Origin of the sequence: Devosia sp. MC1541 (assembly GCF_012847305.1) — a bacterium.
GTDB lineage: Bacteria > Pseudomonadota > Alphaproteobacteria > Rhizobiales > Devosiaceae > Devosia.
This window is the reverse complement of the sequence record NZ_JABBDZ010000011.1, coordinates 21,530-32,956: the sequence shown is the minus strand read 5'-3', so window position 1 is coordinate 32,956 and position 11,427 is coordinate 21,530. Positions and strand designations below refer to the sequence as shown.

The 11,427-nt window shown below is 55.7% G+C and carries 11 protein-coding genes; 3 read left to right on the top strand and 8 right to left on the bottom strand.

Annotation, left to right across the window (positions count from 1 at the left end):
• Nucleotides 1-26 precede the first annotated feature (26 nt).
• Nucleotides 27-395, bottom strand: a complete 369-nt coding sequence (gene rpoZ / locus HKD40_RS12285; RefSeq protein ID WP_169196069.1) for a DNA-directed RNA polymerase subunit omega — start codon at nt 393-395, stop codon at nt 27-29.
• Nucleotides 396-597: 202 nt separating this feature from the next.
• On the opposite strand from rpoZ, the gene HKD40_RS12280 reads away from it, so the two are divergent.
• The gene (locus tag HKD40_RS12280; protein ID WP_169196068.1) at nt 598-1,152 is read left to right on the top strand and encodes an NYN domain-containing protein; all 555 of its coding nucleotides are present in this window, start codon (nt 598-600) and stop codon (nt 1,150-1,152) included.
• A gap of 30 nt (nt 1,153-1,182) precedes the next feature.
• Here HKD40_RS12280 and smpB read toward each other — a convergent pair whose 3' ends face one another.
• Both smpB and dapA read right to left on the bottom strand, forming a co-directional pair.
• Nucleotides 1,183-1,683, bottom strand: coding sequence for an SsrA-binding protein SmpB (gene smpB, locus HKD40_RS12275; RefSeq protein WP_169196067.1), 501 nt, complete (start codon nt 1,681-1,683; stop codon nt 1,183-1,185).
• Nucleotides 1,684-1,688: 5 nt separating this feature from the next.
• On the bottom strand, nt 1,689-2,564 hold the full coding sequence (gene dapA, locus HKD40_RS12270; RefSeq protein ID WP_169196066.1) for a 4-hydroxy-tetrahydrodipicolinate synthase: 876 nt from the start codon (nt 2,562-2,564) through the stop codon (nt 1,689-1,691).
• Nucleotides 2,565-2,730: 166 nt separating this feature from the next.
• On the opposite strand from dapA, the gene HKD40_RS12265 reads away from it, so the two are divergent.
• Nucleotides 2,731-3,684, top strand: a complete 954-nt coding sequence (locus tag HKD40_RS12265; protein WP_349236477.1) for an alpha/beta fold hydrolase — start codon at nt 2,731-2,733, stop codon at nt 3,682-3,684.
• A 4-nt stretch (nt 3,685-3,688) separates the two neighbouring features.
• Here HKD40_RS12265 and HKD40_RS18210 read toward each other — a convergent pair whose 3' ends face one another.
• The 5 genes from HKD40_RS18210 to HKD40_RS12240 form a co-directional block, all read right to left on the bottom strand.
• Nucleotides 3,689-4,477, bottom strand: coding sequence for an OmpA family protein (locus HKD40_RS18210; RefSeq protein ID WP_169196064.1), 789 nt, complete (start codon nt 4,475-4,477; stop codon nt 3,689-3,691).
• Between the two features lie 166 nt (nt 4,478-4,643).
• Nucleotides 4,644-6,014, bottom strand: a complete 1,371-nt coding sequence (locus tag HKD40_RS12255) for a hypothetical protein (RefSeq protein WP_169196063.1) — start codon at nt 6,012-6,014, stop codon at nt 4,644-4,646.
• A gap of 595 nt (nt 6,015-6,609) precedes the next feature.
• Nucleotides 6,610-7,971, bottom strand: coding sequence for a hypothetical protein (locus tag HKD40_RS12250; protein WP_169196062.1), 1,362 nt, complete (start codon nt 7,969-7,971; stop codon nt 6,610-6,612).
• Nucleotides 7,972-8,350: 379 nt separating this feature from the next.
• Nucleotides 8,351-9,511 carry an N-acetylglucosamine-6-phosphate deacetylase gene (gene nagA / locus HKD40_RS12245; protein WP_169196061.1) on the bottom strand — a complete coding sequence of 387 codons (1,161 nt, stop codon included), beginning with the start codon at nt 9,509-9,511 and terminating at the stop codon, nt 8,351-8,353.
• A 59-nt stretch (nt 9,512-9,570) separates the two neighbouring features.
• Nucleotides 9,571-10,332: a GntR family transcriptional regulator gene (locus tag HKD40_RS12240; protein WP_169196060.1), complete on the bottom strand. Its 762-nt coding sequence runs from the start codon at nt 10,330-10,332 to the stop codon at nt 9,571-9,573.
• Between the two features lie 72 nt (nt 10,333-10,404).
• Here HKD40_RS12240 and HKD40_RS12235 point away from each other — a divergent pair, with 72 nt between their 5' ends.
• Nucleotides 10,405-11,358: an N-acetylmuramic acid 6-phosphate etherase gene (locus tag HKD40_RS12235; RefSeq protein ID WP_349236476.1), complete on the top strand. Its 954-nt coding sequence runs from the start codon at nt 10,405-10,407 to the stop codon at nt 11,356-11,358.
• The last annotated feature ends 69 nt before the right edge of the window (nt 11,359-11,427 follow it).

The following is an 11,427-nucleotide window of genomic DNA, read 5'->3' as shown; positions in this document are numbered from 1 at the left end:
TTGAACTGGCTAGCCCGCAAGCGGGATCAGTCGTCGCGACGCTCCGGCGGAGCAAGGCTTTCGATACCGCGCAGAAGTTCTTCTTCCGAAATGGTGTCGAAGTTGATCGAATCGTCGTCGCCGGCGCTTTCGATCATCGGAGCAGCGCTATCTTCTGGCTCGTCGACTTCAACATACTTCTGCAGCGAGTGAATCAGATCCTCGTGCAGGTCGTCTGGCGAGATCATGCCGTCGCCAATCTCACGCAGTGCAACGACAGGATTCTTGTCGTTATCGCGAGGAACGGTGATCTGTGCGCCTGAGGAAATCATGCGCGCGCGGTGAGCGGCCATGAGGACGAGGTCGAAGCGATTCTCGACCTTTTCAATGCAGTCTTCAACGGTGACGCGTGCCACGAACGTCTCCACTTTTTATTAAAGGGAATGAAGGGCCGGAATACACCAAGGACGGCTGCTTGACAAGCGGAAGCGAAAACACCAGATGCGGCGATCTCACCGTTGCTCGCCGATCAAAAACGTGCGAATACCGAACTTAAGTTATCCACACAGTATATTGATTTCGCCAGGCAAGTCCTAGGCACTCTTTGAGGGGTTTATAATGGCTATTGATCCACGTGAGAAGATTGCCCTCTTCATTGACGGTGCAAATCTTTATGCCACATCAAAAGCTGTCGGTATCGACATCGACTATCGCAAGCTACTTACTGAGTTCAGCGGCAAAGCTTATCTATTGCGCGCAAACTATTACACGGCTCTAATTGAGGATCAGGAATATTCCTCTATTCGCCCGCTCATCGATTGGCTTGATTACAACGGCTACACCGTCGTCACCAAGCCAGCAAAAGAGTTCACAGATGCTACCGGCCGCCGCAAAGTAAAGGGCAGCATGGACATCGAGCTCACCGTTGACGCGCTAGAGCAAGCTCCATTCTACGATCACATGATCTTGTTCTCCGGCGACGGTGATTTCACGGCGCTTGTGGCTTCACTTCAGCGCCGCGGGAAACGCGTCACAGTGGTCTCGACCCTATCGAGCCAGACGCCCATGATCTCGGACGATCTGCGTCGTCAGGCCGACTTCTTTATGGATGTGGCTGATTTGGCGAAAACAGTGGGCCGCCCACCACAGGCGCCACGCCCGCACGAAGAATAACAAAAAGCCCGGATCGCTCCGGGCCTTTTTTTATCCTCGTCCGCCTTCTTTCATGATGCGGGCTTTGTCGCGATTCCAATCCCGATCACGGGCCGTCGCGCGCTTGTCGTAATTCTTCTTACCCTTGCCAACGCCCAGCAGCAGCTTGGCGCGACCTTGGTCATTGAAGAACAACTTCAGCGGCACAATCGTGTGCCCTGCCCGCGCCACATCCTGGTCCAGCTTGGCCAACTGCTTCTTGCTCACCAGCAATTTGCGCGGACGGCGCTCAAGATGGTTGAAACGGTTTGCCTGCAGATATTCAGGGATATGCGCGTTGATCAGCCACAGCTCCCCCATCTCTGGAGAGGCGTAGGATTCGGTGATTTGAGCCTTGCCTAAGCGAAGAGACTTCACTTCGGTGCCGGTTAAAACCACACCGGCCTCAATGGTATCGCCGATTTCATAATCAAATCGAGCACGACGGTTTTCAGCCACGAGACCGTGGCTGATCCAACCGTTCTTGCTCTTGTCGTTCTTTGCCTGTGCCATAGACCTTAGATAAGGCCTGCGTGGCGCATTGCAAAGTCCATTGCGTCTTGCGTTGCTTGGCTCACAGGCACAAGCGGCAGCCGCATTTCATTCGCACACAGATTGAGACGATTACCGACATACTTCGCAGGCGCCGGATTCGGCTCCATGAAGAGATCACGGTGCAGGTAAGCCAACTTATCGTTGATTTCGCGCGCCGCAATGAAGTCACCCGCCAGCGACAACTCCTGCATTTGCGAGCACAAAGCTGGAGCAACGTTTGCTGTTACCGAGATACAGCCCATGCCGCCATGTGCATTGAAACCCAAAGCGGTGCTATCGTCGCCGGACAGCAGAATGAAGTCTTTGCCCAGCTTCTGGCGCTGGATGGACGCGCGTTCGAGATTACCCGTCGCATCCTTCACACCAATGATATTGCTGTGCGCTTCGTGGAGACGCGCAATGGTGTCGACGGAGAGATCAACGACAGTACGGCCCGGCACCGAGTAGAGAATGACCGGGATACCGATGGACTTTGCGACAGCCGAGAAATGCTGGAACAGGCCTTCTTGGTTCGGCTTGTTGTAATATGGAACAACCGACAAAACCGCGTCAGCGCCTGACTTTTCGGCGTGCTGAGCCAGAGCCACAGCCTCGGCCGTTGCATTCGAGCCTGCACCAGCCAAGACCGGTACGCGCTTGTTGGCGACTTCGATACAGATGTCGATGATGCGGTTGTGCTCTTCGTGGCTAACCGTCGGGCTTTCGCCGGTCGTGCCAACCGGCACCAGACCGCGCGTCCCCTGCGAAATCTGCCATTCGACAAAGCTAGCGAAGGCTTTCTCATCCACTACCCCATCGCGCATGGGAGTGATGAGTGCCGTAATCGAACCTCGCAGCATTTTGCCGATATTCCCTAATTATCGCCAGCCCTTTGCTGGCGTGATTCCAATCTTGCCTGCACACGCGCGGCGCAGGATGCGCTGCACCATACTTTCAACGGTGCGTCGCCACAAGACAAGCAAATGGTGCTTGTGGGTCCTGTCCGCAGATCGATAAACAAGAAGCATGGACATGTTGCTGCGACGCCACCGAACCACGCCCGCCGATCACCCAGCCTTCGCTGGGCTGGATGTCACACGCGTCCCATTACACGATGGAAAGACCCACGCAGCAGTCCACATCAGGGGAAAGTTCGAACCCGGACGGCCACCTTTAGTTTGCCTGGCTGGCTACCATCGCAACATGGCGGATTTCTCCGGTTTTCTGGACATTCTCCAAAAGACCAAGCTGGCTGATTGGCCATTGATATTAGTGGACTTTCCCGGCCGCGGGCGAGCCGACGACCGTTCGAAGATCGAGGATTACAACTCGCTCAATGACGTTCGCGACCTCGAGGATGTTCTGGCCAGTTTAGGAATCGGGCGCGCCATATTTTTTGGACAAGGGCACGGTGGCCAAATCGCCATGCTCTATGCTGCCCGTCATCCAACCCTGATCGCAGGCACAGTTCTGGTCGACGCCGGTCCGGTAACCGATTCGCGTGGCTTAGTGCGTTTGCGTAGCAATATTGCCCATATTGCCTCGTGGCAGGGGCAAGCTGTGAGTTCCGGCTTCCGCCGCATCCTTGGGGGCGACTACCCCGAGCTCAGCGAAATTGCGCTCGATAGTCTCGCCAAGCGCACGCATAGCACCGGCAAAAAAGGTCGGGCCCTCCCGCTATTCGATGAGCGCCTCATCAAACGCCTCGACCAATTTGATTTTGACGATATTCTGGTGCCTCAATGGCAGCTTTTTGACACCCTTCAATGCGCGCCACTGTTGATTTTCCGCACGCAACTGACGGATCTTCTGCGTCGGGAAATCTACGAGGAAATGGTGCGCCGCCGCCCTGACGCGACCGCACTCACCATTTCGGGGCAAGGCTCCCCTGCCCTTTTTGAACACTTTGAAGAGGTCGAAACCATTGTCAGCTTCATCAGCCAGATTACCCAGCCGCCGTCGACTCGCACGCGCCGCTAAATCTCTAGTCGCGCAGCCTAATGACGATCCGGCGGTTCGCCGATTTCCCAGCCTGCGTATCGTTGACCGCTACCGGTACAGTCTCACCGTAGCCAATCGCGTAAAATCGCTCTTCAGCGATGCCGCGTCCCACAAGTGCCTTAACAACGGATTCGGCGCGCATCACTGATAGGATAAGATTTTTCTGATCGTCGCCATCGCTGTCAGTATGGCCCTCAACCTCTACGGCTGCGTGTCCGCATCCCTTCAAAGCTTGGGCAAAGAGGTCCAACTCAGCTGAAGCCGATTCAGCAATCACCGACGAACCTGACCGAAAAAGTATGGCGTTGTGCGCAGAAAGCTCCGCCAAGCGCGCCACACACTCGTCGCGTGACATTGTCACTGTTAAGCTAACGGCACTGTCGCCACCCAGCTCCGCCCCCAGGCGTCGCGCGACGTCATCCGACCCGACTTCGCCGGTCAACGTCCAGCCACCATCCCGTAACTCTAAGCGGCCTTGATCAAGTTCCATAAGGGACCGCATGCCAGACTGAAGCTTCGCGCCAAAATCGTCGGGTGCATTGCCCGATACCGCCAAGCGGTCAACAACGACGCCAGACAGATTGCTCAAATAGCGCAACGTCGCCTCCGACGGCACCTGCCCGCGAAACGACAAGGCACCGCCAGGCACTTTGACGGCCACGAAACTGAAACTGCCCGGTGCAGAAACGAGAGTGGTAGGGCTTGGCGTCGCCGTTTCGACAGCGCCGGATGGAGTGGTGGCTGTGCCCGCTTGCCCGTGAACCGTACTCACAAAACCTGCAATACAAACAAAAACAACACCAGGGGCCGCTCGCTTGAGCATGTCCTTGATCATCAACTTAATTCCAGATTATCGCCGCAACACCTGAACGTACCAAAGCCGAGGGGACATACCAAGCACGACTTCGTCACCGAGGCTTCACTCAAGCATCGAGCGCTTACTTGAATTCCTTCCCGGCGCGGACTGTTAGCTTATATCCGCCCTCGGTGTTGAACTCACTTTTCAAGTGGCCAGTGACGCCGCCACCTGGCGTCACGTTCACATGGGCGCCAGCGTATCCCACAACATCATTATGGAAGGCACCAGCGGCTTTCTGTTCAGCGATCTTCGAGCCAAAATAGACACCAGCCTCAGCGCCGACCGAGAAAACTTCCGTCATGACAGCATTCACCTGCCCAGCAACCTGCCCCGTCACTAGGCCCGTGCGACCGTCGATAAAAGCGCGCGTACCGACATTGCCAGAAACATACCTATGTAGCGGGAAGCCAACCGACGCACCAAAGCCGTAGTCTATGAAGTTCGTCCCGAACAGCGGACCATCATGAATAAGTTCGGACGACACGGCGAAGGTCAAACTTCTAAAGCGCCCTTCGGCGGAGGCCATAGCGTCAATGCGATCAATGCCGTCATGCTTTGCGTTCGCATGGTATGCGACTGCGGATCTGAGGCTAAAACCATCGAAATATGCGGACGCACCGCTATGGAGCATCCAAGAACGGTCCGCACTGCTGAGGTCGAATAACAGGCCAGTTAAATGCCCGGAGAGACCATCGCGATTATAGGCGATAGAAGCCACCCCAGTGCCGCCAGTGTCAGACCCAATCGCCTCAATACCGCCAGCAATGGTCCACTGATTGTTCAAGCGAGAGGTTGCATGCACGACATGCCCACCAATCTTCTCGCTGTCATTGTCAATGCCGACGCCACCACCTTCATACGAAGAGGTATTGAACAAGCCGAGATAGTTAAACGGCCTGTCATTGCCAAATATGGCAACCGACCCCTTCTTCCCAATCATCAACTTGGTCGCGTCACCAATCTCAACAAAAGCCTCGTCAATCTTTAGCTCATTGCTGCCGCGCGACGACGCCATTGGGCCGTCAGTAGTGTAACCAACTGCACTGCCCCAATACTTTTGCTCTTCCTCGGTGCCAATCTGGATGACCGCACGAGAGGGGCCAAAATCCGTTTCAGAGACATCGACCAACTTCAGCCAAGTCTTGACCTTGGTATTCCAATCGACGCCATAAAGCCCGACGGGCAATTTAGTGTCGTGAGACGTCCGCGCGATAACAACTTCATCCCGAAACTGCCCCAACTCCAGCTCATAGGACACACTACCCCGCAACTGCAGACAGTGAGTATCTGAGGCCAAAGTCATGCCGGGCACGCCGAGGTAATCGCAGGTGTTCAACTCTTGCAACACGCCCAATCCCTGCGCCTGCACAACACCAAACTCCTGCGCCGCAACGAACGACGTCGGCGCAACCAGAGCACAGGTAAGAAGGAAAAGTCGCTGATTTATCAAAGTTTTGCCCCAAGACGAAGTCTAGCAACGCCGCAGCCCAATGGGCAGTGTGATTACAGCTCAGCCAGCCTTAGCCCACACGCATTAACGGGTCATAAACCATAACGCAGAAGGTTGGAAACAGTTCACAATTCTTGAGCGGTCACGATGATTTGCAGACCACGGGAATGACGCACGATTGGTCCAAAAAATGAATTGTGATGTCGAAATTCGTTCGATCACTGATCCACTTGGGCGTTGCGCATGCGAGCAGAAACCCTCACCCACACAGAACGAAATTCTCAAACTACCCAGCGGACGCTCGTAGACCGGTCGCCCAACTAAACGGGATAGGGCGTTCACTCGCCCAAATCACTTAGTCGACCACCAAGTCAAAGCCCGGATATCGATCGGGGATATAGCCCCACATTATGGCAAGCTTCGGCACGAACGTGGCAGATGTCGATAACACGCTAACCACCGCCAGCAAACTCCACGGACCGATAACCACGCATCCGGCCCTTTGTGAGTTACACGCTCGGTCAGTTAGGAACAGCGTAAAAAGAAAAGGCCCGGCGTGAGCCGGGCCTTTCCCAATTCAAAGCTAATCCAAGGATTACTTGAATTCCTTCGCAGCCTTGAAGGTAACCTTGTAAGCGTTTTCGCTGTTGACGGTACCTTCGAGCGAGGAGGTGAAGCCGCCACCTGGTGCCCAAGCAAGACCAACGGTACCATAGATAACGTTGTCGTTCTTGAATACGCCAGCAGCCTTCTGAGCCTGGATCTTATCACCGAAGTAACCGCCGATTTCAGCAGTTGCCTTGATGGTTTCAGTCAGAGCAGCAACGAGCTGTGCCGATACCTGGGTGGTGTTGAGGTTTTCAACGCCAGCGTGGAAGTAACGAGCGCCGAGGTTGATCGAAACACCTTCGGTGACAGCGAAGCCAGCCGATGCGCCGAAGCCGTAGTCGGTGAAATCACCAGCTGGGCGGTTCGAAACGTTCAGAACTTCAGCCGAAGCTGCGATGGTGAACAGGTCGAACTTACCTTCAGCCGAGATCAGGGCGTTCAGGTGGTTGTAGCCGAGGTAGTTAGCGCCGCCGATGAGCGACTTGTTCAGGTACGATACCGCAGCGCGGACCTTGAACGCGTCGAACTGGCTGGTAACGCCAGCATGCAGCATCCAGGATTCAACGTTGCTGTTGAGAACTTCGAATGCAGCTGCAGTGAGGTGCGCAGTGATACCTTCGCCAGCGTATTCAACAACGCCAACTACAGTACCTGGACGCTTGCCAGCAACGTTCACATCGTTGCCAAGGGCTTCGAAGCCCAGACCAACCTTAACGCCATCAGCTACTTCGGAAACAACCTGAATTACGTTGCCGCCGAGCAGATCGGAGTCACCGTCGAGGCCAACACCAGCACCGTCGATCGATGCAGAGTTGAAGAGGCCAAGGAAGTTGAATGGAGCGTCGTCACCGAGGTTCGCGATCGAACCCTTCTTACCAGCCATGATGGTGGTGGTGTCGCCAACCTGAACGAAAGCCTCGTCGATGAAGACGAATTCCTTTTCAGTGTTGGTGGTGGTGCGTGGCGTACCAGTGGTACGGAAACGCTGGTCGCTCTTCAGCTTGATGGTTGCCGAAGCTGGACCGAAGTCCGAAGCTGCAGTGCCAACAGCCTTGATCCAGGAGATAGTACGGCTATCCCACTGTTCACCGTTGAGAGCAACAGGAACCTTACGCGAATCGTGAGTTTCTGCAACTACGCCTTCGTTACGGAACTGGCCGATACCGAATTCATACGATACGCCGCCGGTGATCTGGAGGCAGTTGTCCGAGGACGAAAGGGTCAGGCCCGAGATGCCGAGCGAGTCGCAAACGTCGAGCGAGGTGAGAACGCCGAGATCAGCAGCGTAACCAGCGGTCGAGAGACCAGCAGCAGCAACGGAACCGAGGATAAGGCTCTTGAGTTTCATTATTGACCTCCAAAGTCAGTCATATTTTTGTGCCGGTTACCCAGCGGTTTGTCGTAACGCGACCACACTATTCGTGGTGCAGTGTGTTGTCGTCGCGTCGCGACCGACAAACGATCCCATGCATGGATTCGCAAGACCCACTCTACGCAACCCGGAGGCGTACGCAATCGTTCAGAAGCGGTTTTGGTGCGAGGTGGGGTTCGTAGCGGAGAGGTTGTTGCAGATTCAGCACACACTCAGTGACGAACTGTTAACGGCGGTTAATTTTACCTTAACTCGGCACTTTAGTAGATGACGGCACCACTATTATTGGCGCGAGAAAACCAGGATTTAGAAACAATGAGGGCGCGGCAGGTATCCTGCACGCGCCCCAAACTGGTTAAGCTGCGTAGACGCAACTTCCATTAATCCACGTCGACTGGACAGCTCTCTGGTCATCTAAATGAACGAAGTTGCCGACGGCCTTAGCGCCCAAATGGCCATGCTCATTATCGATGCCAAGCGCTTGCGCCGCATAGAGCGAGGCCATCCGGAACACCTCTTCCGCATCCACACCAACGACATCGATCACATAGGTCACCGCATCGATCATATCGAGATCGGCACCAGCTAAAGTTCCATTGGCCAGACGCAATGCGCCGTCTGCACGGGTGATCGTGCGACCATTCAAAATGATTTCCTGCAAATCCGTGCCCGTTTGCGACATGGCGTCCGTAACAAGAAATACCTTGCCCGAACCGCGTTTGGAGCGAAGCGCCACGCCGATCGAAGCTGGATGGGCATGAATACCGTCGGCGATCAGCCCTGCGGTAACGCCTTCGCTGTCCAAGACAGCCCCTACAACACCAGGCTCGCGGCTTCCCATTTGGCTCATGGCATTGAACAAGTGCGTCGCCATGGAAGCGCCAGCTGAGAAGGCCTGCTTTGCAATGTCGAAGCTCGCGTCCGAGTGACCGATACTCACGACAGCCCCAGCCGCAACGAGCCGTTCGATCTGCGCCGGAGGCACTGTTTCAGCCGCAACGGTGCAAATAAGGTTCGGCAATGTCTGCGCTGCGTTGACCAGTCGCTCCTCATCTTCGCTATCCATGGGGCGGATGAGCGCAGGATCATGGGTCCCTTTACGCGCTACGGCCAAATGCGGTCCCTCGAGATGCAGACCGATAAAACCGGGTACGCGTGCAGCGTCCGCTGCAACACCAGCAGCAATCGCCTGCTCATTGACCTGGGCCGTATCGGTGATCAGCGTTGGCATGAGCGCGGTCGTACCAAACTGATGGTGTGCTGCGCAAATCGTGCGGATAGACTCAAGCGTTGGCGCGTTATTAAAGAGAATGCCACCCCCGCCATTGACTTGAAGGTCGATGAAGCCAGGCACAACCATGCCTGCACCCAAGTCAGTCACCTCTGCATTCGACGGGACAGCTGCCTGGTCGACAATGCCCGCGACATAACCAAATTCGACCAGCAATGCGGCCTTCTCGTGCCAGGCATGACCATCAAAAATGCGATCACAGGTGAAGGCTTGGATATCACTCATTCTTATACGTCACTTGTTTGAGCCATCAGCTCGTCAGGAAATAAGTCGATTGGGGCGGCTTATGCGCTCAGTCGCAACTCAGCGACAAAGTCATAGGCATCCCCGCGATAGATCGAGCGCGTGAACTCAACCACACGCCCAGTTTTTAGATAGGAAAGCCGCTCGATCTGCAGCCCCGCTGAGCCGATCGGCACTTGCAGGAGCGCCGCATCAGTCTCGCTGATATTGGCCGCGCGGATGCGCTGCACTGCACGCACCGGGCGCGCATCGCGAGTTTCGAGAAATTTGTAGAGCGAGTCGCCGATCTTGTTCGGATCGGCAATGAGTTCCGCCGAAACACTCGCCCGCTCGATAGCCAGCGGCAGATCTTGGTGTAACCTGAGGCGATTGATACGAGCTACTTTTTCTCCTGCTGAAAGCCCGAGCGACATGGTTTCTTCAGGCGACGGCAGGAACACGCCCCGTTCCAACCATTCCGACCGCACGATCATCCCACGCCGAGCCATATCATCGGTAAACGAGGTGAGCTGCGACAGGGATTGCTCAACCCGTTCAGTGTGCGGCGCGACGAATGTGCCCGAGCCGTGGCGCTGTACGAGAACGCCTTCTCCGACCAGTTGCTGCACCGCCTTGCGCACCGTCACGCGAGACACGTTGGCGCGGATCGCCAGATCACGCTCTGACGGCAGGGCATGACCCGGGAGGACTTCACCCGCCAAAATTACGCCCTCTATCCAGCGTTTCAATTGCAGATAGAGTGGCCCCCCGCGAGGCAGGACAACAGGACTATTGCCGAAAAGACCTTCAGGCGCAGTGCTCATGGGACCATCTTGTACCATGCGTTTACTGCTAATCAATACCAATCACATACCAGCTAAGCTCGTCATCGACTTTTGCGATACGGCGCAACTGGCGCTTTTATCTCGACCAAACGTTTGGAGACCGCAATGCCCCAACCCCGTACCGAGCAAAAGAACAAAAACGCCAATGCGTTAGACCTTCGTTCAAACGCAGAGATTCTAGCACTGTTCGCTGATGGTCAGGTTGCGGCAGCACAGTGCGTGTCAGCCACGATCCCCTCTATCGACGCAGCAGCCACCATTGTCGCCAAAACGCTGCAAAGCGGCGGGCGTCTAATTTATGCAGCCGCTGGCAGCTCCGCGCTCATGGCCTTGGCCGACGCCCTTGAATTGCCGGGCACATTTGGCTTCCCCCAAGAACGCATAATCGTCTTGTTCGCCGGAGGATCGGATATACTGCGCCACCTGCGCGGCGGCCCTGAGGACGATGCCACCGCGGGCTCAGCGGAAGCGGAAGCTCTCCATTTGACCGATGCTGATTGCGTCATCGCAATTTCCGCCAGTGGCAGCACCCCCTATGCCGTTGCCGCGGCGCAGGTTGCCAAGTCGCATGGCGCGCAGGTGATTGCCATCGCCAACAATTCAGACAGCCCTCTGGGAAGTTTGGGTGATGCAAACATTGTTCTCAGCACGCCGCCGGAAACTATAGCGGGCTCAACCCGCATGGGCGCAGGCACCGCACAAAAGATCACGCTCAACATGATCTCCACACTGGCCGCTCTTCGGCTTGGGCACATCTATGATGGCTACATGGTCAATGTTGTCGCCGACAACGCGAAATTGGTCACGCGCGCTCAGACCATGATTACCGAGATCACAGGCGTCTCATTTCCAGAAGCGCAAGCGGCACTTGAGCGGGCCCAACTCGCTGTCAAACCAGCCATTCTGTTGGCAGCAGGTGCGCCAGATCTTGCCAGCGCAGAGACACTCCTGAACACGCATTCCGGTCAACTCCGGCCGGCCTTACGCGCTCTCGCACACCCCTAGTGCCACGCAAAGACGATTGACAGACGCGCGGCTTGCTGTAGATGTATTTTACGTTTGTAAAAAACATGA